Below are 22,391 nucleotides of genomic sequence, written 5' to 3'. Positions count from 1 at the left end.
GCGCTTGTGAGGTCAACGCGCGCTAGTTGCCGCATTCGTGACTCCGGACTAAGCGCCTCATCCACATGAGCGACAAGGATCCAGCGCCCCTAAAGCCGAACAGGCCGAAGCTCGCACTACACGTGCCCGAGCCGCCGTTCCGGCCTGGCGACAAGCCCGACTTTTCGAAGATGAAGGTGCCCGCAGCCGGTTCCGCGCCGCGGCCGGACGTTTCCGCTGCGGCGTCCGAGACGCATCCTCTGACGACCGCGCTCGTTCGGGTTCTCGACGAGGACAATCGGGCGGTCGGTCCGTGGGACCCGAAGCTCGATCCCGAAACGCTTCGCAAGATGCTGCGCGACATGGTTACCGTGCGCGTCTTCGACGACCGCATGTACCGCTCGCAGCGGCAGGGTAAGACCAGCTTCTACATGAAGTGCACGGGCGAAGAGGCGATCGCAGTCGCCGCCCAGAACGCCCTCGACCGCGAGGACATGCACTTCCCGACTTATCGGCAGCAGGGGCTTCTCGTCGCGCGCGACTATCCGCTCGTCGACATGATGAACCAGATCTACTCGAACAAGGGCGACAAGCTGCAGGGTCGCCAGCTTCCGATCATGTATTCGGACAAGGCCTACGGCTTCTTCTCGATCTCGGGCAATCTCGGCACGCAATTTCCGCAGGCGGTCGGTTGGGCAATGGCTGCAGCGATCAAGGGCGACAGCCGCATCTGCATGGGCTGGATCGGAGACGGAGCGACCGCGGAAGGCGACTTCCACTCCGCGATGACCTTCGCCGCGGTGTACAACGCGCCTGTGATCCTCGCGACGGTGAACAATCAGTGGGCGATCTCGAGTTTCTCGGGAATCGCAGGTGCGGAGCGCGCGACCTTCGCCCAGCGCGCAGTCGGTTACGGCATTGCCGGGCTTCGGGTGGACGGCAATGACGCGCTCGCGGTTTACGCCGCCGTTCGCTGGGCATCCGAGCGTGCGCGCACGAACCAGGGCCCGACCCTGATCGAATTCTTCACGTACCGAGCCGAAGGCCATTCCACATCGGACGATCCGTCCGGTTACCGCCCGACCGACGAGGCCAAGGCCTGGCCGCTCGGCGATCCGATCGAACGGCTGAAGGCACACCTGATCCAGCTCGGCGAGTGGGACGATGAGCGCCACGACGAACTGACCAAGGAAGCCGACGCCAAAGTTCGCGCTGCGCAGAAGGAATCCGAAAAGCTCGGCATCCTTCCGCAGCAAGGCAAGGACAATATCGGCAGCATGTTCGAGGACGTTTACGCGGAAGTGCCGTGGCACATCGCGGAGCAGCGCGAGCAGGCGCTGGACGAGAATCGCTGATGCCGACGATGAACATGATCCAGGCGCTCAACGACGCCCACAAGGTGATGATGCGCCGCGACGAGGATATCGTCGTGTTCGGCGAAGACATCGGCTTCTTCGGCGGCGTGTTCCGCGTGACGGAAGGCTTGCAGAAGGAATTCGGCAAGCAGCGCGTGTTCGACGCCCCGATCAGCGAAGGCGGCATCGTCGCGACAGCGGTCGGCATGGCCGCCTACGGCATCAAGCCGCTGATCGAGATCCAGTTCGCCGACTATATCTACCCCGGCTACGACCAGATCGTCAGCGAAGTCGCAAAGATGCGCTACCGCACCGCCGGCGAGTGGACGATGCCAATGGTCATCCGCACTCCCTACGGCGGCGGCATCTTCGGCGGCCAGACGCACAGCCAGTCGCCCGAAAGCCTGTTCACGCACATCGCGGGCCTAAAGGTGGTCGTCCCGTCGACGCCTTATGACGCCAAGGGCCTGCTGATCGCCGCAGTGGAGGATCCGGACCCGATCATCTTCTTCGAGCCGAAGCGCATCTACAACGGCCCGTTCGAAGGTCACCACGACCGTCCCGTCACGCCGTGGGCGAAGCATCCAGCGAGCGAGGTTCCGGAAGGCCATTACACGGTGCCGCTCGGCAAGGCGGCGGTCGTTCGCGAGGGCAATGAGCTGACCGTCCTCGCCTACGGCACGATGGTGCACGTCGCGCTCGCCGCGGTGAACGAGCAGGGCATCGACGCCGAGGTGATCGACCTCCGCTCTTTAGTCCCGCTCGATATCGAGACGATCGAGAAGTCGGTCGAAAAGACCGGCCGCTGCCTGATCGCTCAGGAAGCGCCGCGCACGTCCGGCTTCGCGGCTGAGCTCAGCGCTCTCGTCCAGGAACGCTGCTTCTATCATCTCGAAGCGCCGGTGGAGCGCGTCACAGGATGGGACACGCCCTATCCGCACGCCTACGAATGGGCGTACTTCCCTGGTCCGAAGCGCATGAAGACTGCGCTTGAGAAAGTGATGGCAGACTGATGGCGAAATATGAGTTCAAGCTGCCGGACATCGGCGAGGGCATTGCCGAAGCGGAGATCGTCGCCTGGCACGTGAAGGTCGGCGACACCATCGCCGAGGACCAGCAGATCGCCGACATGATGACCGACAAGGCGACGGTGGAGATGGAATCTCCCGTGGCCGGCAAGGTCGTCCAGCTTGCGGGTGAGGTTGGCGACCAGATCCCGATCGGGTCAGTGCTCGCGGTGATCGAGACCGAGGGCGAAGCGCCGTCCCAAGCGGCGCCCGCTCCTGCGGCAGAGGAAGTACCGATTGCCGATGGGGCCGCCGAACCGACTCCCGCGCAGGCGGAAGAGCTGCCGACAACCGCGGTCGAAGCACCGAAGGAACCGCCGCGCGCTCCGGAGCCCCGGGTCGAACCCGAAGTTGCGAAGAAGGAAGCAGGCGGACCGCATGTGCTCGCTTCCCCTGCAGTCCGCGCTCGCGCTCGCGATCTGGGCATCGACCTTGATCAGGTGAAGATCACAGGCGACCGCGTCCGCCACTCCGACCTCGACGCATACCTGCTCTACAACGGCGGCAGCGTTTCCACGCGCGGCGCCGGTACTCCGCGCAATGACGAAACGATCAAGGTCGTCGGCCTGCGCCGCAAGATCGCGGAGAACATGGCGGAGGCGAATCGTCGCATCCAGCACTTCACTCTGGTCGAAGAGTTTGACGTCACTGCGCTCGAGGAAGCGCGGCAGATGATGAACCGCGACCGCGGCGACAATCCGAAGCTGACGCTTCTTCCCTTCCTGATCACCGCAATGTCACGCGCGCTTGCGGACTGGCCGATGCTCAACGCGACGTTCGACGACGAGGCGATGGTCGTGACGCGCCACGGACCCGTGCACATGGGTATGGCGACGCAAACGCCGAATGGACTGATGGTCGCCACCATCCGCGACGCTCAGTCGAAGTCTATCTGGCAGCTCGCGTCAGAGATCGGACGCCTGTCCGAAGCCGCGCGATCCGGCAAGGCAACCCGCGAGGAGCTCAGCGGCGCGACCTTCACGATTTCCAGCCTCGGCCCGATGGGCGGCATCACTTCGACACCAGTCGTCAATCCGCCCCAGGTCGCGATCGTCGCGGTCAACAAGATCGAGGACAAGCTCGTCCCGATCGACAACGAGATCGAAGTCCGCAAGCGGATGAACCTGTCCCTGTCCTGCGATCACCGTGTTGTCGACGGCTGGGACGCGGCAAGCTTCATGCAGGCGTTGAAGCCACTGCTCGAAAATCCGCTGCGATTGCTTTCCTAGTCGGATTGGGAAGGGTTGATGGCGAAAGATTGGCGCGTCGAGACGCTCGACAAGGTCCGTGAGCTCATCCGGCAGGCCGACCCCGAAGCGACGGAAACCGTGAAGTGGCGGAAGCCATCGAACCCCGACGGCGTTCCCGTTTGGGAGCATAACGGGATCATCTGCACGGGCGAAACCTATAGGGACAAGGTGAAGCTGACTTTCGCTCAGGGTGCTTCGCTCGACGATCCGGCCGGCCTGTTCAACGCCAGCCTCGACGCCGGAACCCGCCGCGCGATCGACATCCGTGAGGGCGAACAGGTCGACGAGGCGGCGTTCAAGGCGCTAATCAAAGAAGCTGTCCTACGGAACGCACGCTAAGCCGCTATTCCGCCGCAGGCGTTGCTCCCGAATAGGTCCAGCTCGCGATTTTCCAGTCCCTTCCGGATCGGATCAGCACAAATGTCATGCTCCCCTTGCCGGCCATCCTTGTACCCTCTTGGCTGAACCGGTAGGTCGTGGGCAGCACGACGTAGGCGGAATTGCCGTCGCTGTTCGCCTGGATCGGGGTCTTTTCGTAATCGACGCGGCCGCCGCTGATGCCCCTGGCCCCTGCGTCCTTCATGTAATCGGCGAGCCAATGCTGCGCCGATTGCGGGCCGCCCCAGACGAAAGGCGCGAATTCGTCGACGATGAGCGCGCCGTCCACGTGCGCTGCGTAGAATGCTTCCGCATCTCCCGCGTTGAACTTGTCCAGCCAGGTAGTGACGGCCGCCGTCGCATCCTCCGCCGGCCCGGCCTGAGCCGGCGCGGTCCACGCAATGATTGAAACGGCGGCGAGCAGCAGCGTTCGCGTCATGAATTGCCCCAGGTTCGGCCGATCAAGATGCCAACTCACCGAGCGCCGGCCAAGCGCGGGCGGTCGAGGAAATGCGGCTTTGCGGCGCTTGTTGCAAGAGCTAGGGCTTGCGCCATGCTGAAGCCCGTCACGACCGACATCGAAGCGCTCAAGATCCTCGACGAACGGCTGCGCTGGCTGTCGGCGTGGACGATCCATCACGCCAATCACATCCGCGAGAACAGCGACGGCCTGAAAGTCGGCGGGCATCAGGCAAGCTGCGCGTCGATGACCGCCATCATGACCGCGCTCTATTTCCATGCGCTCGGGCCGAACGACCGCGTCGCGGTCAAGCCGCACGCCGGCCCGGTGCTTCACGCCATCCACTATTTGCTTGGCACCCAAAGCCGCGAGGCGCTGGAGAATTTCCGTGGCTTCGGCGGCGCGCAGTCCTATCCGAGCCGGACCAAGGACAAGATCCCGGTCGATTTCTCGACAGGCTCGGTCGGCCTCGGGGTGGCGATCACTACCTTCTCCAGCCTCATCCAGGATTACCTGACTGCGCGCGGAATGATGGACGAGGCCGACCGTGGCCGCTTCGTCGCTCTCGTCGGCGATGCAGAGCTGGATGAAGGCAATATCTACGAAGCGCTGATCGAAGGCGCCAAGCACGATGTCCGCAACCTGTGGTGGATCCTCGACTACAATCGGCAGAGCCTCGACGCGACCAGCGCCGACCGCATGTTCGAGCGCTTCGACGAGATCTTTCGCTCCTGCGGCTGGCGAGTTGTCGAGTTGCGATACGGCAAGCGACTGAAGGCCGCGCTCGACGCTCATCCGAAGCTCAAGACCTGGTTCGACGGACTGGGAAATGCCGAGTTGTCAGCCTTACATTACCAAGGCGGGGCTGCCCTTCGAAAACGCATCGAAGCGGATCTCGGAATGAGCGCGTCCGCATTCCTGAAGGCAAACGACGATGCCGCGTTGGCGTCGTTATTCAGCGATCTTGGCGGACACTGCATGGAATCGCTCGTCGAGGCGTTCGACGCCGCGCAGGACGACGTCCCTACCCTGTTCATCGCCTGGACGATCAAGGGCAATGGCCTCCCCTTTGCTGGGCACAAGGACAATCACGCCGGCCTGATGAACCCGACGCAGATGGCGGCATGGCGTGAAGCGATGGGCGTGACCGAGGGCCGCGAGTGGGAGCCGCTCGAGAGCGTCGGCGACAATACCCGCCCCGGCGTCGAAGCCATGATCGAGCGCAGCCGCTTCGCCCGCGAAAAACGCCAACGCGCGTTCGGCCAGATCGAAGTCCCCACAATTCCCGCGCCCTCAGGCGAAGAGCAATCCACGCAGGCCGCTTTCGGCCGAATCCTGCTGGAGATTGCGAAGGCCGGTGGAACGCTCGCCGAACGCATCGTCACGACCTCGCCCGATGTGACCGTTTCGACCAACCTCGGCGCATGGGTGAACCAACGCGGGTTGTTCCGGCGCGAGGGCATCGACGATATATTTGCACGAGAAAAGATTGCGTCTGCGCAAAAGTGGTCTTCAGCGAAGAAAGGCCAGCATATCGAGCTGGGCATCGCCGAGAACAACCTGTTCCTGATGCTTGCGGCCGCGGGTTGGCCGGAGATCAATTCGGAACGCGGCTGGTGCCGATCGGGACGCTTTATGACCCCTTCATCGCCCGCGGTTTGGATGCGCTGAACTACGCCTGCTACCAGGACGCGCGGTTCCTCCTCGTCGCAACGCCAAGCGGCATCACACTTGGACCGGAGGGCGGCGCGCACCAGTCGATCAATCCGCCGTTGATCGCGCTCGGCCAGCCCGGCCTGCGCCACTACGAGCCGGCCTATGCCGACGAGCTTGCAGCGATGATGGAGCTGGCGTTCCGCCTGATCGACGATCCGGCGGGCGAGAGCACTTACCTCCGCCTGTCGACCCGCAGCGTTCAGCAAATCGAACGCCAAGACGATGGCTGGCGGGACGACGCGCTGAAGGGCGCCTACTGGCTGCGTGAGCCCGGTGCGGGGTCCGAGGCCGCGATCGTCGCCATGGGGACGGTCATGCCGGAAGCGCTCGCCGCGTGGGAAGAATTGCGCGAGGACATTCCGGGCCTGGGCCTATTGTCCGTCACATCGCCCGACCTGCTGCATCGCGGATGGACTGCCGCGCAGGCGGCGCGCTGGGCAGGCGAGCGTCAGGCCAGCCACATCGAGCAATTGCTCTCCCGGATCGGCCGGAACGCAGGGCTCGTGACGATCGCCGACGCAGCGCCCGCCTCGCTATCGTGGCTCGGCGGAGTGCTCGGTCAGCGCGTGGCGCCGCTCGGAGTCGACCGGTTCGGGCAGACCGGCAATCTCTCCGATCTCTATGCTTCATACCGGCTAGACGGAGCCGCGATCACCGAGGCGGTGGCGGAGATATTGCTCCAGAACGGATGAAGTAGCGACCTGTTGGAAAGGCCTTGTGCCAAGAGCCAAACCAACGGGAGCGCAAGAGTTGAAGCCTTTCAGTCAAAGAATGCCGTTCGCCCGGCGGGACGCACTCATCCAGGGCGATAGCGTCCGCCAGATTTGGGGCCTGGAGGAAGAAGCACCAGCCGAGGCGCGGCTCCCGGTTCGCCGCGACTTCCAACCGCGAAACCATGCAATCGAGGAAACCGCCGACCGTCTGCATCTGAGGCTGGGCGAGGAACTTGAATATGCCCGCCGGATGCTCGACGCGATGGGCGATGAATTGTCCGCCGACCCCATTGCGGTCTCGCGTCACGGCGTGGTCCTCCAGTCGCTCGACATCGTCGGGCAGATGCTTGGCCACATCGCAAAGGTGATCTGTTCGGCCGACCCGGAGTCTGCAATCGAGCAAATCGGAATGAGCGACCTGAAGGCCCGACTGACACGGAGCGGCGCACTGTAGCTTGGCAAGGCTGTCGCCGCTGCCTAGAGCGGCATCATGCCAGGGCGCTTTTTCGACGAGTGGAAGGTCGGCGACCGCGTAGAGCATTCGATCTCGCGGACGGTCACCGAGACCGACAACCTGCTGATCTCCACCCTCACCCACAATCCGCAGCCGCTTCACATCGACCATGAGGCCGCGGCCAAAACGGAGTTCGGCAAGCCGCTGGTCAATTCGGTCTTCACCTTCGGGCTGATGATCGGGGTCAGCGTCAACGACACGACGCTCGGAACGCTGGTCGCCAACCTCGGTTACGACAAGCTCGTCTTCCCGAAACCCGTCTTCGTCGGAGATACTCTTCGGTCCGAGAGTGAGTGCATCGACCTTCGCGAGAGCAAGTCGCGGCCGAATGCGGGCATCGTCACTTGGGCGCACCGCAGCTTCAACCAGCGCGGCGAACTTGTGTGCGAATGCACCCGCTCTGCGCTTCTGTTGAAGAAGCCCCAATGACCGAGCCTCGCAGCTGGCTGTTCGTGCCGGCGGACAGCGAGAAGAAGATCGGCAAGGCGATCGAGAGCGATGCGGATGCGGTCATCTTCGACCTCGAGGACAGCGTCGACTTCGGCCAGAAAGCCGCCGCTCGGCAAATCCTTAGGGAGTTGGGCAAGCGCTCGGGCGGGCCGCAATGGTGGGTTCGCATCAACCCGCTTCGCACCGACGAGCATCGCAAAGACCTGGAAATGCTTGGCATCGCCGATATCCACGGTGTCGTCCTGCCGAAGGCGGAGGGCGGAGCGGACGTTGCCGAGCTCGCGCACCGCACCGGCAACATTCCGATCCACGCGATCGTCACCGAGACGGCCGCAAGCCTGTTCGGATTGCTGAGCTATCGCGATCCGAAGTCGACGCTCTCAGCGATGAGTTGGGGTGCGGAAGACCTTTCGGCCGCTCTCGGTGCATCGTCCAAATACGATGCCGACGGCAGCCTTAGCTTCACCTACAAGCTTGCGCGCTCGCTCTGCCTTGCTGGAGCGGTCGCCGCGGGCGTCCAGCCCGTGGACGGTGTGTTCGCCGACTTCCGTGACGAGAAAGGTCTTCTGGCCGAAGCCCAGGCATCCGCTCGAGAGGGCTTCACCGGCAAGCTTGCGATCCATCCCGCTCAGGTCGGCGTGATCAATGCGGCCTTCACCCCGTCGGCCGCGGAACTCGATCACGCGCGTGCTATTGTCCAAGCGTTCGATGCCGAGCCTGATGCCGGCGTCCTGTCAGTAGGTGGCCGGATGGTCGACCGGCCCCATCTTGTACAGGCAAGAAGGGTGCTCGACCGCGCGAAATAAGGAGGCCGACATGGCGACGACTGCGGAACCCACCACGACATCGGAACGCACAGGCGGCCCGACACTCGCCAAGGGATGGGGCACCGACGCGCCAGACCAGCCGCTTCGCCCGATGGAGTTCGAACGCCGCGCGCTCCGTCCCAACGACGTGGCGATTAAGATCACCTACGCCGGCATCTGCCATTCCGACCTGCACACCTGCCGCAACGATTGGGCGGCACGCGCTACCCTGTCATCCCCGGACATGAGATCGTCGGGATCGTCACGGCAATCGGCGACGAGGTCACCCGACACCGCGTCGGCGACACGGTCGCCGTCGGCTGCATGGTCGATAGCTGCATGGAGTGCGACCAGTGCCTCGAAGGCTGGGAAGTCTTCTGCCGCAAGGGGTGCGTCCAGACCTACAACAGCAAGGACTATCACGACGGAACGGTCAGCAAGGGGGCTACACCGACCATATCGTCGTCCGCGATCACTTCGTCTGCAAGGTGCCGGACGGCATGGACGCCGCCCGGGTCGCGCCTCTGCTCTGCGCGGGAATCACGACCTACTCGCCGCTTCGGCAGTATAACGTCGGACCAACGACCAAGATGGCCGTCGTCGGCCTCGGCGGCCTGGGTCACATGGGCGTGAAGCTCGGCGCGGCGCTCGGTGCTCACGTCACAATGATCACCACGACGCCCAGCAAGGGTGATGACGCCCGCGCACTCGGCGCCCATGACGTCATCATTTCGACCGACCCCGAACAGATGAAGGCCGCAGCGACGCGCTTCGACTTCATCCTCAACACCATTCCCGTCAGTCACGAGATTGATGGCTACCTACAGCTTCTCGGCCGATCGGGCCGGATGGTAATCGTCGGCGCGCTGACACCCATGCCGGGGTTCGTTGGCATGAACCTGATCTGGTGGAATCGCGCGGTCGGCGGCTCGGCAATCGGCGGCATTCCGGAAACGCAGGAGATGCTCGATTTCTGCGCGGCGAAGGACATCTATCCGGACGTGGAATTCATCCGCATGGACCAGGTCAACGAGGCTTATGAGCGGCTGCTCAAGAACGACGTCCGCTACCGCTTCGTAATCGACATGAGCCACGGCCTGTGAGCGAGACCGTCCATCCCGTTCCCGACGACTTCAACGCGAGGATCGGACCGGCGGAACTCGACGCGCTGTTGAAGGCCGAGGAGTCCGATCCTCATGGCCACTGGATGGAGCAGGCGAAGCGCCTGCAATGGACCAAATTTCCCGAGCAGTCGGGCGACTGGTCGTTCGACGAGGACGACTTCCGCATCAACTGGTTTGCGGACGGAAAGCTCAACCTGTCCGTCAATTGCCTCGACCGGCATCTTGAGAAGCATGGCGACCGCACCGCGATCATCTTCGAGGCGGACGAGCCGGGTCACGGTCATCGCTACACCTATCGTGAGTTGTACGAGGAGACCTGCCGCTTCGCGAACCTGCTGAAGCAGCGAGGTGTTCACCGCGGCAATCGCGTGATGATCTACATGCCGATGATCCCCGAAGCAGCGGCCGCAATGCTTGCCTGCGCCCGCATCGGCGCGATCCATTCGGTCATCTTCGGCGGCTTCTCGCCGGAGAGCGTCGCGGGGCGCATCGCCGACTGCGACGCCTGCGCGGTCATCACCGCCGACGAGGGCGTGCGCGGCGGCAAGCACATTCCGCTCAAGCGCAACGTCGACGCCGCGCTCGAGCATCGCGACGTGCAATCAGTGATCGTTGTCACACGCACCGGCGCCGACGTGCCGATGAAGGACGGCCGCGACGTCAGCTATTCGGCTGTCCGCGACCAGCTTTCGACCGAATGCGAAGCGGAAGCGATGGACGCGGAGGATCCTTTGTTCATCCTCTACACGTCCGGATCGACCGGAAAGCCCAAGGGCGTCGTCCACACGACCGGCGGTTATGCGGTCTGGGCGGCGGCGACTTTCGACTGGGTATTCGACTATCGCGACGACGACGTCTTCTGGTGCACCGCCGACGTCGGCTGGATCACGGGGCACACCTATGTCGTCTACGGCCCGCTGATGAACGGCGCGACGAGCGTGATGTTCGACGGCGTTCCCAACTTCCCCGACTTCGGCCGGTTCTGGGAGACGGTGGATCGTCTCGGCGTGACCATTTTCTACACCGCACCGACCGCGATCCGCGCATTGATGCGCGAAGGGGACGAACCGGTGAAGAGATACAGCCGCAAGTCGATCCGGCTGCTCGGGACGGTCGGTGAGCCGATCAACCCGGAAGCGTGGGAATGGTATTGGCGTGTGGTCGGCGACGGCCGCTGCCCTGTGGTGGACACCTGGTGGCAGACCGAGACCGGCGGAATCCTCATCTCGCCTTTCCCCGGCGCGACTCCGATGAAGCCCGGATCGGCGACGAAACCGCTGCCCGGCGTGAAGCCGCTGCTAGTCGATTCGGAAGGCAAGGAACTGCACGGCGCGACAAGCGGAAACCTGTGCATTTCCGCCTCATGGCCCGGCCAGATGCGCACTGTGTGGGGCGACCATCGGCGCTTCTTCGAGACCTATTTCTCCACCTATCGCGGACTCTACTTCACCGGCGACGGATGCCGGCGCGATGAGGACGGCTATTACTGGATCACCGGCCGCGTCGACGACGTGATCAATGTCTCCGGCCATCGCATCGGAACCGCCGAGGTCGAGAGCGCGCTAGTCGCCCATCCTCTCGTGGCCGAAGCAGCGGTTGTCGCTTTCCCTCACGACATCAAGGGCCAGGCGATCCACGCCTACGTGACGTTGAACGCCGGCGAGGAAGGCGGCGAGGACCTTCGCCGCGAACTCAATCAGCAGGTACGCAAGGAGATCGGCGCCCTTGCATCGCCCGAGCGAATTCAGTTCGCGCCGACGCTTCCCAAAACCCGTTCCGGCAAGATCATGCGCCGGATCCTGCGCAAGATCGCGGAGGGCGAAACCGCAGGCTTCGGCGACACGTCGACGCTCGCCGATCCGACGGTCGTCGACCAGCTCCTCGCCGGAGCGCGCGAGTTCCAGAAGGCTCCTGCCTAAGCGCTTGCAGCGTCGCTCATAGCCGCTAACCCTTGACCGGCAGGGGGAGCAGAATGAGCGATCAAAAAGCTTGGTCGATGAAACGCGTCGTTGCCGCATCGTCGGCCGGCACCGCGTTCGAGTGGTACGACTTCTTCATCTTCGGATCGCTCGCGACGACCATTCAGAAGGTCTTCTTCGCGGGGCTCGACCCGACTGCCGGATTGGTCGCGGCGCTCGGCCTGTTCGCAGCCGGTTTCGCCTTTCGTCCCTCGGCGCGCTCATTTTCGGGGTGATCGGCGACCGTCTCGGCCGCAAGGGCGCCTTCCTTGCGACCGTCAGCCTGATGGGCGCTTCGACCTTCCTGATCGGCATTCTCCCGACCTACGCCACGGCGGGCATCGTCTCACCCATCCTGCTCATCCTGCTGCGCATCTTGCAGGGCATCGCGCTCGGCGGCGAGTATGGTGGCGCGGCCATCTATGTCGCGGAGCACGCACCTAACAATAAGCGCGGCGCGACAACCGGCTGGATTCAGATCACTGCATCGCTCGGCCTCATTGCCGGTCTCCTCGTCATCCTCGGAACGCGTAGCGCGACCGGCGAACAGCACTTCCTCGAATGGGGCTGGCGAGTCCCGTTCCTCGTCTCTGTCGTGCTGCTGATCATCTCCGTCTGGCTGCGCTTCAAGCTTTCCGAAAGTCCCGCCTTCGCGAAGCTCAAGGAGGAAGGAGCGGTCAGCACTGCACCGCTCCGCGAAGCCTTCGGCCGCTGGGACAATCTGAAGCGCGTGTTGATCGCCTTCTTCGGAATCATGTGTGCCCAAGGCGCGGTCTGGTACCTGTCCTTCTTCTACGTCCAGGTCTTTCTGACCAAGTCGCTGGGCGTTCCCGATTCGACCAAGGATGCGCTGGTGCTCGCGATGACGATCGCCAGCGCGCCGCTCTATGTCTTCTTCGGCTGGGTGTCCGACCGCGTCGGCCGCAAGCCGGTCATGATCGGCGGTATGCTGCTCGCGCTGATCGCCTACTACCCCGGCTTCCACGGCATAGCCGCAGCCGCGAACCCGGCGCTCGTTCAGGCGCAGCAGAAGCGGCCGGTCGAGGTTCACGCCAATCCCGCGACCTGCTCGGTACAGTTCGATCCCGTTGGGACGCGGCGCTTCGACACGAGCTGCGACATTGCCAAGAGCCTGCTCGCCTCGACCGGCATCTCGTACACGAACCGCAGCTACCCCGGCGACAGGGCAATCATCGCGGTCGGAATCCAGCAGATCGAAGTGCCGGACGGCCGCGGCCTGGACGCTGCAGGACTCAAGGCGCTGAAGGAAGCGACGGCCAAGACGGTCAAGGCCGCCCTTGCCGCCGAGGGCTATCCGGCGAAAGCCGATCCCGGCCGGATGAACCTCCCGATCATCTTCTTCTGGCTGATGGTGTTCGCAGTGGCCGCGACCGCTTTGTACGGACCGCAGGCGGCCGCTCTCGTAGAGATGTTCCCCACGCGGGTGCGCTACACCGCCATGTCGCTTCCTTACCATGTCGGTACAGGCTGGGTTGGCGGCTTTCTTCCGGTGACAAGCTTCGCCTTGGCGGCGATTACCGGGAACACCTACGCGAGCCTCTGGTACCCGGTCGTCTTCACCGTGATCCCCATACTCGTCTCGCTCTTCTTCCTGAAAGAAACGCGCGGCAGGCGGCTGGAAGAAGTCTAGTTCCGAGACAGGGCTAACTTTGGGTAAGGTTTCGCCCAGCAACCGATTGCGTATCGTGGCGGCGGGGCTCGTTCACTTCTGAAGCGACGCGGGGGTGCGAGCCCCAACCTTGCGCGGTGTCTGCAACCGCTATTCGAAAAGGGGATTATGTCCGCTCTCTTTCGGTTTCTCGTCGCCTGGATCATTTTCGGCGCGATCGCCGCGACCATCACATTCGGGCCTGCGTTGCTCCGGGTGATCGCATTCGGGCCAATCAGCCTGCTTCAGGTGATGGTGGCCTAGCTTTCAACGCATTGCGGATCCTTCGCACCGCGGCCATTCACTCACCATGGTCATGACTCCGGCACTCGCCGAAACTCTGGCGATGGTTTCCGAAGCGGCGTCGTGCGCCAGAAACCCGTGGTGGATCATCGGGAGCGCGGCTGTCGTTCTTCACGGACGCAGCATCGATCAGGTAAAGGACGTCGATCTTGTGATGTCCGCCCCTGATGGCGAAGAATTCCTGAAGCGCGTGGGCGAGCGGCCTCAAAGCGGCAAGCCGAACGATCGGTTCCGGTCGCTCGTGTTCGGCACTTGGACGAAGCCGCCGATACCCGTTGAAGTGATGGCCGGCTTCAGCGTCGCAACGCCCGACGGCTGGCGCGACGTCGCATTATCTACGCGCGAGGAAGTCACGGTCCAAGGACAGCGAGTTTACGTTCCTTCGGTCGACGAATTGATCCGGCTGCTCCGGACATTCGGCCGAGCAAAGGATCACTCGCGGGCTGACCTGCTGCAGGACTAATGTCTGCAGAACATTCTCAGGGCGCCCAGTGAATGTCGATCGGCTGCTCCGCCTCGGCGAGCACTCGGCCGATCGGCAGCTTTGAGCTTTGACCGTCCTCGATTGCGCCTTCGAGCATCTCGCGATTGTCGTCGCCCTTCAACGTAATGAGGACGGTTCGGGCCGACAGGATCGCCGATCGCGTGAGCGTTACGCGCGGCACCGGCGCGTCCTCCGGCATCGGGTCCGGCATGACCCCAACCGCGCGGCGCGCCTTCGGAGCATCCAAGGCGTCCTGAAGATCGGGCCCAGTGAAAAGCGACGCTGTGTGACCGTCCTTGCCCACCCGAGCCAGACGAGGTCCGGTGGCCAGGGCAGATCCTGAAGCCGCGCATCGGCCGAATTGCCTGCGAGCCTGTAATCGGGAATGTCCGCCGCGATCGGGATCACCCGCGCGCCCGCCGGAAGGAATGTGCGGGCGATTGCGCGCACATTGCTGCGCTCGTCGTCCATCGGGACCAGCCGCTCGTCCGTGGGAATGATCGTCACCTGCTTCCACGGCAGCTTCTTCGCCGCCAGGGCCTTGAGGATGGGCTCTGCGGTATCGCCGCCCGGAAGCGCGATCAGCGAAGAGCCGCGCGCATCGAGTGCGCTCTCGATGATGAAAGCGATGTCGCCGGCGACGGCCTCGGCCATTTCCTCAGCGTTGTCATATTCCCACCATTCGGCTTCGATCATCGTCAGGCTTTCTTTGTCGGCTAGCGCGGAGGCTCCTGCCCATAGCCGGCCCAATCCGCAACCCGTTGACCGCTTCGATCGATCGCCGGCGTGTACCGGAGCCGCTGGCGAGCGATGCTGCACACCTGCGAATCGATGGCCGGGTTTCCGGTCCCCTGATCGACGATGCACTGGATAATCGCACCGTTCGCGTCGACGCGGAACCGCATCCGGATCCACGCGCCGCGCGGCCAGGCGTCGAGCAACTGAGGCGGGAAGTCGCGCCCTCGAAGCGGCCGCGTCGCAAGCCTCGTCCGGACGGCGGCAAGCCCCTGTCCGCCTCCGCCTGTCCCACTGCCTGCTCCGCCCGAACCCGTGCCCGCCCCGGTGCCGCCTGCACCCGTGCCCGGCCCCGGTACGTTCGACGCCCCCTGCGTCGGCGCGGCGCCTTCGTTGGGGGTCTTGGTCGGAGTCACGGGGACTGGAACGGGCAGCTCGATCCGCGGCTTCGGCGCTACCACGGGCGTCGCCTGGCTCTTCATGTTCGCGGGTGCGGCCGCGCCCTCCCGCTCTTTCGGCTTCTGCGTTTCTTCCGCCTGCTTAGGGGTGACCGGCGGAGTAGGCGGTGGCGGCGGCACTTCGTTGACGTCGAAGACGCGCATGACGCTTTGCGGGTCGGCGAGATCTATCCGTCCCGAGAGATGGAGGAGCATGAACAGCAGGACCGCGTGGATTGCGATCACCCCTGCGATGGCCCTGCCCTTGTCACGATTTTTGAGATTGGAGCGATACATTACGGTCTGACAACGACCGTAATGCTGCGCGGTTGCCGCTGTCACGCCGTTGCAAGAAGAGAGAACGCCGGACGGATGATCATCCGCCCGGCGCCGCTCTCACACAGATTTATTAGCGGCTCATACTGCTTGCACTCTTACGGCCGCCGCCGTGGCTAGCCCGGCCGCCTTTGCTTGCAATCTCCCGCTGCTTCGCGGGGTCCATCGCAGCAAAGCCGCGCTTCGCCTTCGATCCGGCCATGCCTGCCTCCTTGTGAGCTACAACCCGTAGCGACACCGAAAAACGCAGCCCGGAAACAGCGGTTCAAATATCTGATGTGAGTTAGCGAGATTTTCGTCGCGGCAGATTCCGATAGGCGAGAGCCGAAGCGGCGATCACCGCAATACCCGCGAGCTCAAGCCACCAGCCCTGCGCAAACCCCCGATATTAACGGTCACCCATCGATCGATGTGGTGGAACGAACCGGCGCGCATGACCACGAATGCGAACAACAGCGCAATTCCGAGCGCTGCAGACTTGACCGGCAACGGCGAACGCCGGAGCCGGCGAGCGAGCGCGATGATCGCCACAATCAGTCCCGCCGCCAGGAGCAGCAAAAACAGGCCCTGGACCAATCGCCGCTGATCATACCAGCCTTCATAGTGGGCCAGCTTCCGAGCCGTTTCGGTGAGGAAAGTCTGAAGATCGAGTTCCTTGTTGAACCCCAGGAAGGTGAGCAACAGCGCGGTACCGATCCAGAATTGACGTTCGCGCTTGCGCGCCGCGCCACTAGCCCAAAACGCTGCCGCGGCACCGGCAAAATAGGCCGCGACGATGACCCAGGCGGTGGTCGACCGGTCGTTGATCAACGAGGCTGAGATCAATCTGCCCTTAAGGTCGAATGCCCTTTCGATGGGCGCTGGCGGAGAGGGTGTCCGACTGCGGATCGCCTAATGTGCTGAAAAACATGAGTTCGTCTCCGTGGCCGGGAGCCTAACCCCGAATTTTTCCCGGACGGGAGCGGGCTCTAGATATTCGGAAGCGTGACGGCGTCTATGTCCTTTTTCATGAGGTTGTAGGCCTCCAAAAGCGCCTCATCGAACTGAACAACACTTGCCCGCGTTTTTGGACATTCTTGGGCCGTTCGCTGACGAACACCTGCCCAATAATCCGCTCTCACGTTTGTCCGAGCAGAAGGACCGAATGCGAAGTAGCAGCCCATCGCCCTTTCGCTGGCCTCAAGCGACCGATTGACGGCCATAGTCGTCTCAGGTGTCCAACCCACGTTGACGGCCTGAGCATCGTTCAACCAAGTCGTGTATTCGTCGATCATGAAGGCGACTTTTGCGTTTGCATCCTGCAACTGCGCGTCAGTCATCTTCAACGCATCTTCGGACGTTTCCATATAAACGGGATTCACAAAAAGCGCCTTCCGGAAGGCCGCATCTAGGCGCTGACCAGCTGTCATGAACTTTCGGAATTCATCCGTGCGCGTCTGGAACAAGGCGATCTTGTAGGGCGTCGTTCGATCACCTCGCGTTGCGGCAGTCTGCTGACACGAACTGACAGCGGCCACGGCCGCAAAAAGGGCGCTTATCGTGCTGAGAGCTAGCCCCCGAAAATCTCAAGCCGTCTTAAGTGAGGTTCGTCCCGTGGCGCATGGCTGGACACTGGGACATCATTAACGGGCGGCTTTGAACCTCCACCGCCAAAACGTCGCGCCTGTCGACCTCTCGAAGCCTTCGTCATGGGAAGATGCTAGCAGCGGAAAGCTGTATTGAAAGGGCTGGCCAAAGCGACGTCTTACAACGGCGGAAGCACCACGATGCGAGCCGCCTTCACCCCGCATCGCGAGCACTTCGCCCGCGCCCGCGCATGGGTGAGGGGAGCCAACCCGAAGGTCTGCACGGCTTCCGGCCCGGAGAGGGTCCGCGCGGCTCCGCAGCCACTACAGTCGAGCCGGAGGGATGCGCCGAAGCGCACGAGGTCGCCGGTCGTTCGGACGTGCTTCGTGGACATTCTCTCCGCATATGCGGATGAGAACGATTCGTGAACAAGCTGAGTCGTCAGCGGCCAAAAAGCTTGTTGAAAAATCCCTTTCGCTCAGGCGCACTCCCGCGTCCAAAGACTGCCGCGCCGTCCTTTGCATGCTGATATAGTCCGTCGTCGGCTGGCAGTCGGCCCGCATCAACTTCGCGTTGTGTCACTTGCAGGAGAAGGTCGGGATCGACGTTCTCGCCAATCGTCGCTTCCTTGATGCAGAAGAACTTATGTTCCGCATTCTTCAAGTTGCGAATTTCGGTGGGATCTGCCCCTTGCGCGATGAATTGTCGTTCGGCCAGTTCCATCAGTGAGAGGTAGATCTCGATCAACGTGACGCGGTCGGCCTCGTTGTCGACATCGCCGTGGAGGAAGACAATCTGGTCCTTGAAGCCGATCAGATCCACCGGCTCATTGGTCGGCAAACTACGCAAATCGTCGACCAGCATGACAACGCGCTGATCCATGCTTTACCTCCTATGGATTGCGACCGACAAATTCGGAGTTCGGTTCTTGGATCGTGAACTGGCGATACGTGACGGTCAGCAAGAGTAGAACGCCAGCGGCAACAACAGAGATGAAGCCCCACTTGAATGACCGGTGCATTCGCTTCGCGTTGGTTTCAGCGGCGGCCATATTCTTCACAATCGAGTTATCGATGTCGCGCGCTTGATCAATTCGGGATCGGCGAATCTTCGCGGGTCATCGCCCACGCACTCCCAGTTCTCCGGCAGCCATGAGGACGGCTGGTTTCCGGGCAGGCAAAAGCGCTTTGGAGCGACTGTCGACAGCGAGAGCCACGCGGCGATCAGAAGTTGTAAGCCGAACAAGATTGCGACGTAGCCAAGCCAAATGTCCGCGGGCGATTTGTTGAAGAGGGCGATGCCGCCTCCCAAAGAAGCGGTCCCTCCGGTCAATAAAAAACCGGACCAAGCGAGAGCGCGAGCGTCGGCGGCGTTCGCCACCGTGAGTTGAAGCTCAAGCATTTTCTCGCCTTCGCGTAGAGCCTCTACTTGAAGCTCGGGCGGCAAGTCTGCGAATGTCTCAAAGCCATTAGACACACGGCTTTTATTGCCGTAGTTTCACTACATGGCAAAGCCTCCGCCTGAACAATTTCGCAAGTATGACGACGGCGCGAAAAAGCCTCCGGCTCCGCCAAGGCCTGAGCCTAAACCGGAGCCGAAGCCAACTAAGGAATAGTGCCGTTAGGGCTGTTTGAGCACCTTGATCGCATTCGGATCGAGGACGCCGCCGCCAACGCGCTTCGTGACGTAGAACATCACGAACGGCTTGTTGCTGTAAGGATCGCGCAGCACGCGAGTGCCAATGCGGTCGTTGATTAGATATCCAGCCTTCCAATCCCCGAACGCAATCGGCATCGCACCAAGGCCTGGAGCGGGCATCGCCTCGTCGATTTCGACCGGACGGCCCAACAGGGTTGCGGGCTGTCCGACGATCAGGCTCTCGCGCCAGATCAGGTTACCGTCCGCGTCCTTGAGCTTCGCCAGCATCGCCGCCGTGAGGCTGTTCATGAGCCAGGTGGCATTGTTTCTGTAGGGCGCGTCCAACCCGTAAGCGAAGTCAATCAGGTTATCGACGGTCGCAGCCGATGCCGCCGGATCAAGCGCCTTCTCAACAGTCTCAATCACGCCGCCCGGATGGGTCCCCGCGTTGGCGCCACCGGTCACGTAACTCAGGAAGCCAGCGGGCTTGTTGGTGCCGTCGCCGGCGATGAAGGCGATGCCTTCTTGGCGGCTGAACTCCGCCTGCACCGAATTGCGCAGCCAAACGTCGATGTTGATCGCCGCGTCATCGAGCAGCCGCTGGGTCGCAGCCGGCATTGCGTAAATCTCACCCGATGCGAACGGAATCGGAGCAAGCTGCGTGCTGGTCGTCTGCGGCCTCGCGGCGGTTTCGCCAACCCAGCCCGATCCCCAGTTCTTCGCGTCCCAGAGCTTCGTGAACGCGCCAACGCTCGTGGGCTGCACCGTCGCGAGACGACGCATAGGCGAGGTCGCCCGCTGTGCCTCAAGAATGGTGCGGTCCCACTCGTTGGGGCCAGATAGCCGCCGTCACCGGCCGTGCCGACGCTCATCGCCGCGTGAATGGCCGCGCGGTCGCCGGTGGCGTTCTGCGAGCGCAGGAACTCTTCGCCCTCGCCGCGTCGAAAGTAGCTGTTGAACGTCCGGGTGTATTCCGGATCGGCTCCGACATTCAGTTGCGGAGCGGAGATGTTCACGCCGCCGCCAGCGTTGATGCTGTTCAGCGCCGCTTCCAGATTGGTCACGCGCTCGTCATGCCGCGTCGTGAAATCCTCGATGGCGTTGCGAAGCTGACGCATCATCTGCTCCGGGCCTTGCTCAGCGCGAACGCGGAAGCCGCCGTGGGCGAGGGAACGTGGGAAATGGTAGGTCATGTCGTTCTCCGTTGATCGATGACGGAGGATCGACTGTCCCGGCGCGGAAATACTGCGTTCTCGCGCGTGCTACTCGATTCTAATTAGTCAACTGGCGCATAAGATCGCCAAACGAGCAATTCGTGGCGGCGGTCCAGTCCCAAGGCTTTAGAGTCAACTGCTTGGACAGTCACCTCACCATCAGGCCAGCCCTTTAGCTCGACAAATGCGAATCGATCGGTGGAGGCAATCTCCCGCCATTCGCCCGGCTTTCCGGAATGAGCGACAACCGCAGGCGCAGGGATTTCTTTCTCGAACTCGACAAAGATCATCGTGGCCTCGTTGCGCCTCGTCCCGCCGTTGTTCACATACCATGCGAAGTAGGAGACGTTTTCGGATTGCTCGCCAAGCTCCACCACTAACGGTTCGCCATTATCCTCGGAAAATCGAAGATATGCAGTGGACGACAAAGCCAGTTGCTCCTGCCGTGCCTTCGCTTCGCGCCTGTCCCTGAGCCAAAACTCGACCCATAGTGCGAGGGTGGCCCCGCCCAAGGTGAAGAAGGCAAAGACAACCACATCCTGAAGGCCCAGATTTGTGATTTCTTGCCAGCCGCTGATTAGTATCTGGTCCCAACCCCTGTTGGTCGCGAAGGCGCCTATCGCTTGTTGGAACAAGGCCGCCGCGACCAAGCTCACGAGAGCGAACGCCCAGCTCACCCATCTGCGGAAGCCGCGCTGCCCATTGTCATTAGCCATCATCTATCCATGCTAGTCGCTAAACCTCTGAAATCGGCATTAGCAGGCACGCAATTGCCGATCATAACGCGCTGCTAAAACGTCTGTGACCTCGGCGGCAATGGTTTGGCGTTCCACCAACTGCTCGGTCGGCGAGAGATAACGACCCGATCTGGCGCGAAGCCTCTCGACCTGTCTTTCAACGAACAGGGAAGCAGTGTCGATTTCAGGGCATGATGCGAGCCGCTGAAACGGAGAGCCGATCAAGTCCCGTTCTATTGCGGCCAGCGCAAGTTCCAGCGCATCGCCCTCAATCTCTCTCATTACCGCAGGGACGACGCGGGCCGCAATCTCGCCGCCGATGCCCTTCGCGCTCGTCAGCCCGGTTTCTGCTCGTACGATCTTCGCCGCTTCGCGCACGGCGTGAGCCTCAGCATCGGGCCGACGCGGACGCGCCATGCATCGCACACCGCTGACCAAGGCGCGCGGCCAAGCGTTCACAGGACCGTTTCTCCGGTCAGCAAACTCCGCTCGATCACGTCCAGCGCGGTGCGAGCTAACTCGATGCCCGCGAACGCATCGCCCTTGTGGGCGGAGGCGAGGTCAAAGGCGGAGTAACAGGCGGCGATTGCCACGTCCTCGGATCGAGCGCCCATCTTCGCGAACTCCTCCGATCCAAGCTTGCGAAAGTGGGTGCGGCAGAACTCGATCACCTTGACTGAGCAGTCCTCTTCTTCACGCGTCATGTCCTGTCTCCTTGTGTCGGAAATGCGATTAGGTTGTCTTCGTCGCGCACGGCGTCTCGTTGTTGCTGGAGGCGGATCGCGCGGCGGCGTGCAATGTCGCGGGCTTCGCCGCCTTGCGCCCGCGCACTGATGCCGAGTGTGCGTCGGTATGCGCAGACCTTTTTGACGGCCTGATCGAGCACCCGAACAAGCGGATGCACAACCGGGTTGCCGCGCCCGTTGTGGGTCACGTAGCCGGTGCGCTGCAGGTCTTGTTGCGCCTGAGCGAGCCGGAGCATTTCGCGTGCGAGGATCGTGGCCAAGCGAACTTGGTGCTCAGACCAGTCCGAGCGCTCCTCCATGATCTCGTCGAAGATGACGCGCTCACGGCTGTTCATGTTGAAAGCTGTGGGTTCAGGCATCGTCACCCTCGCGATTTTCCGTGTTTGCATTTTTAATCGTGGCCGCCGCCGGTCTTGGATTTGGGCCACCACGAACTTTTCGATGGGGGTAGGGGTCAGCATCGCCCCGGTGGCCGTAGCTGGTGCAGGAGTGGCGTCGGCCTTCAGCCGGTAGGATCGGCTGCGCTCATCCCATTCCAGCCCAGGATCACGCCCAGCGGCCATTCGCTGGCCACGAGTAAGGAAGCGGGCCTTCTCGCTGGTGGCGAGCCGCCGCACTTCGTCCCGGTCCAACTTGTCCCAAGGAAGCTCGTTCGGAAGGACGTAGTGCTTGTCGAACGGCGCGAACGCGTGAAAGCCTTTGCCCTTCCAATCGCGGACAGTCATCGCCGGGTTGTCGGCTAGGAAGCGGTCCAGC

Annotated in this window: 23 protein-coding genes and 5 pseudogenes; 15 read left to right on the top strand and 13 right to left on the bottom strand. The window is 62.7% G+C overall.

Features of this window, described 5'->3' with window-relative positions:
- The first annotated feature begins 65 nt into the window (after nucleotides 1–65).
- From H9L14_RS02090 to H9L14_RS02075, 4 genes are read left to right on the top strand one after another with little or no spacing between them, the layout of a single operon-like run.
- The gene (locus tag H9L14_RS02090) at nucleotides 66–1,334 is read left to right on the top strand and encodes a 3-methyl-2-oxobutanoate dehydrogenase (2-methylpropanoyl-transferring) subunit alpha (protein WP_187709036.1); all 1,269 of its coding nucleotides are present in this window, start codon (nucleotides 66–68) and stop codon (nucleotides 1,332–1,334) included.
- Nucleotides 1,335–1,342: 8 nt separating this feature from the next.
- On the top strand, nucleotides 1,343–2,347 hold the full coding sequence (locus H9L14_RS02085) for an alpha-ketoacid dehydrogenase subunit beta (RefSeq protein ID WP_222949960.1): 1,005 nt from the start codon (nucleotides 1,343–1,345) through the stop codon (nucleotides 2,345–2,347).
- On the top strand, nucleotides 2,347–3,630 hold the full coding sequence (locus tag H9L14_RS02080; protein ID WP_187709034.1) for a dihydrolipoamide acetyltransferase family protein: 1,284 nt from the start codon (nucleotides 2,347–2,349) through the stop codon (nucleotides 3,628–3,630). The genes H9L14_RS02085 and H9L14_RS02080 overlap by 1 nt, the downstream gene beginning before the upstream one ends.
- 18 nt (nucleotides 3,631–3,648) lie before the next feature.
- Complete coding sequence (locus H9L14_RS02075) at nucleotides 3,649–3,990, top strand: DUF1801 domain-containing protein (RefSeq protein ID WP_187709033.1); 342 nt, start codon at nucleotides 3,649–3,651, stop codon at nucleotides 3,988–3,990.
- A 4-nt stretch (nucleotides 3,991–3,994) separates the two neighbouring features.
- Here the strand turns inward: H9L14_RS02075 and H9L14_RS02070 are convergent, their stop codons facing one another.
- Nucleotides 3,995–4,468 (bottom strand): nuclear transport factor 2 family protein, encoded by a 474-nt coding sequence (locus tag H9L14_RS02070; RefSeq protein WP_187709032.1) that lies wholly within the window; start codon nucleotides 4,466–4,468, stop codon nucleotides 3,995–3,997.
- A gap of 114 nt (nucleotides 4,469–4,582) precedes the next feature.
- Here H9L14_RS02070 and H9L14_RS02065 point away from each other — a divergent pair.
- From H9L14_RS02065 to H9L14_RS02030, 10 genes and pseudogenes are all read left to right on the top strand, one after another.
- A pseudogene (locus H9L14_RS02065) lies at nucleotides 4,583–6,897 on the top strand (transketolase-like TK C-terminal-containing protein).
- Nucleotides 6,898–6,976: 79 nt separating this feature from the next.
- Complete coding sequence (locus tag H9L14_RS02060) at nucleotides 6,977–7,372, top strand: hypothetical protein (protein WP_187709031.1); 396 nt, start codon at nucleotides 6,977–6,979, stop codon at nucleotides 7,370–7,372.
- Between the two features lie 36 nt (nucleotides 7,373–7,408).
- Nucleotides 7,409–7,861: a MaoC family dehydratase gene (locus tag H9L14_RS02055; protein ID WP_187709030.1), complete on the top strand. Its 453-nt coding sequence runs from the start codon at nucleotides 7,409–7,411 to the stop codon at nucleotides 7,859–7,861.
- Nucleotides 7,858–8,688 (top strand): HpcH/HpaI aldolase/citrate lyase family protein, encoded by an 831-nt coding sequence (locus tag H9L14_RS02050; RefSeq protein WP_187709029.1) that lies wholly within the window; start codon nucleotides 7,858–7,860, stop codon nucleotides 8,686–8,688. The genes H9L14_RS02055 and H9L14_RS02050 overlap by 4 nt, the downstream gene beginning before the upstream one ends.
- A 210-nt stretch (nucleotides 8,689–8,898) precedes the next feature.
- Nucleotides 8,899–9,033 (top strand): annotated as a pseudogene (locus H9L14_RS16865) (alcohol dehydrogenase catalytic domain-containing protein); the annotation flags it as partial.
- Nucleotides 9,034–9,188: 155 nt separating this feature from the next.
- Nucleotides 9,189–9,791, top strand: a complete 603-nt coding sequence (locus H9L14_RS16860) for a zinc-binding dehydrogenase (protein ID WP_343070211.1) — start codon at nucleotides 9,189–9,191, stop codon at nucleotides 9,789–9,791.
- Entirely contained in the window at nucleotides 9,788–11,731 is a 1,944-nt protein-coding gene (gene acs, locus H9L14_RS02040) for an acetate--CoA ligase (protein WP_187709028.1), read from the top strand. Before H9L14_RS16860 ends, acs begins: the two co-directional genes overlap by 4 nt.
- 53 nt (nucleotides 11,732–11,784) lie before the next feature.
- Nucleotides 11,785–13,421, top strand: a pseudogene (locus tag H9L14_RS02035) (MFS transporter).
- Between the two features lie 147 nt (nucleotides 13,422–13,568).
- Complete coding sequence (locus tag H9L14_RS16440; RefSeq protein ID WP_281389409.1) at nucleotides 13,569–13,703, top strand: hypothetical protein; 135 nt, start codon at nucleotides 13,569–13,571, stop codon at nucleotides 13,701–13,703.
- Nucleotides 13,704–13,749: 46 nt separating this feature from the next.
- Nucleotides 13,750–14,205: a hypothetical protein gene (locus H9L14_RS02030; protein WP_187709027.1), complete on the top strand. Its 456-nt coding sequence runs from the start codon at nucleotides 13,750–13,752 to the stop codon at nucleotides 14,203–14,205.
- A 16-nt stretch (nucleotides 14,206–14,221) separates the two neighbouring features.
- On the opposite strand, the pseudogene pgl reads toward H9L14_RS02030, so the two are convergent.
- The 8 genes and pseudogenes from pgl to H9L14_RS01990 form a co-directional block, all read right to left on the bottom strand.
- A pseudogene (pgl, locus tag H9L14_RS02025) lies at nucleotides 14,222–14,922 on the bottom strand (6-phosphogluconolactonase).
- 20 nt (nucleotides 14,923–14,942) lie between these two features.
- The gene (locus H9L14_RS02020; RefSeq protein WP_187709026.1) at nucleotides 14,943–15,695 is read right to left on the bottom strand and encodes an energy transducer TonB; all 753 of its coding nucleotides are present in this window, start codon (nucleotides 15,693–15,695) and stop codon (nucleotides 14,943–14,945) included.
- Between the two features lie 112 nt (nucleotides 15,696–15,807).
- Nucleotides 15,808–15,936, bottom strand: coding sequence for a KGG domain-containing protein (locus tag H9L14_RS02015; protein WP_187709025.1), 129 nt, complete (start codon nucleotides 15,934–15,936; stop codon nucleotides 15,808–15,810).
- 134 nt (nucleotides 15,937–16,070) lie between these two features.
- The gene (locus H9L14_RS02010) at nucleotides 16,071–16,559 is read right to left on the bottom strand and encodes a hypothetical protein (RefSeq protein WP_187709024.1); all 489 of its coding nucleotides are present in this window, start codon (nucleotides 16,557–16,559) and stop codon (nucleotides 16,071–16,073) included.
- A gap of 143 nt (nucleotides 16,560–16,702) precedes the next feature.
- Complete coding sequence (locus tag H9L14_RS02005; RefSeq protein ID WP_187709023.1) at nucleotides 16,703–17,251, bottom strand: hypothetical protein; 549 nt, start codon at nucleotides 17,249–17,251, stop codon at nucleotides 16,703–16,705.
- Nucleotides 17,252–17,478: 227 nt separating this feature from the next.
- Nucleotides 17,479–17,694 carry a hypothetical protein gene (locus tag H9L14_RS02000; RefSeq protein WP_187709022.1) on the bottom strand — a complete coding sequence of 72 codons (216 nt, stop codon included), beginning with the start codon at nucleotides 17,692–17,694 and terminating at the stop codon, nucleotides 17,479–17,481.
- A 47-nt stretch (nucleotides 17,695–17,741) separates the two neighbouring features.
- Nucleotides 17,742–18,164 carry a hypothetical protein gene (locus H9L14_RS01995; protein WP_187709021.1) on the bottom strand — a complete coding sequence of 141 codons (423 nt, stop codon included), beginning with the start codon at nucleotides 18,162–18,164 and terminating at the stop codon, nucleotides 17,742–17,744.
- A gap of 756 nt (nucleotides 18,165–18,920) precedes the next feature.
- Nucleotides 18,921–19,760: pseudogene (locus tag H9L14_RS01990) on the bottom strand (phage major capsid protein); the annotation flags it as partial.
- 56 nt (nucleotides 19,761–19,816) lie between these two features.
- Between H9L14_RS01990 and H9L14_RS01985 the strand changes: the two are divergent.
- Nucleotides 19,817–20,146, top strand: a complete 330-nt coding sequence (locus H9L14_RS01985; protein WP_187709020.1) for a hypothetical protein — start codon at nucleotides 19,817–19,819, stop codon at nucleotides 20,144–20,146.
- 68 nt (nucleotides 20,147–20,214) lie between these two features.
- Here H9L14_RS01985 and H9L14_RS01980 read toward each other — a convergent pair whose 3' ends face one another.
- The 4 genes from H9L14_RS01980 to H9L14_RS01965 form a co-directional block, all read right to left on the bottom strand.
- Nucleotides 20,215–20,802 carry a hypothetical protein gene (locus H9L14_RS01980; protein WP_187709019.1) on the bottom strand — a complete coding sequence of 196 codons (588 nt, stop codon included), beginning with the start codon at nucleotides 20,800–20,802 and terminating at the stop codon, nucleotides 20,215–20,217.
- Between the two features lie 105 nt (nucleotides 20,803–20,907).
- Complete coding sequence (locus H9L14_RS01975; RefSeq protein WP_187709018.1) at nucleotides 20,908–21,306, bottom strand: hypothetical protein; 399 nt, start codon at nucleotides 21,304–21,306, stop codon at nucleotides 20,908–20,910.
- A gap of 38 nt (nucleotides 21,307–21,344) precedes the next feature.
- Entirely contained in the window at nucleotides 21,345–21,593 is a 249-nt protein-coding gene (locus H9L14_RS01970; protein WP_187709017.1) for a hypothetical protein, read from the bottom strand.
- Nucleotides 21,590–22,267: a P27 family phage terminase small subunit gene (locus H9L14_RS01965; protein WP_187709016.1), complete on the bottom strand. Its 678-nt coding sequence runs from the start codon at nucleotides 22,265–22,267 to the stop codon at nucleotides 21,590–21,592. Before H9L14_RS01965 ends, H9L14_RS01970 begins: the two co-directional genes overlap by 4 nt.
- Between the last annotated feature and the right edge of the window lie 124 nt (nucleotides 22,268–22,391).

It is taken from the genome of Sphingomonas sediminicola (assembly GCF_014489515.1).
Taxonomy (GTDB): domain Bacteria; phylum Pseudomonadota; class Alphaproteobacteria; order Sphingomonadales; family Sphingomonadaceae; genus Sphingomicrobium; species Sphingomicrobium sediminicola.
The sequence above is the reverse complement of the archived record's forward strand: the minus strand, read 5'-3'. Positions and strand labels throughout refer to the sequence as shown.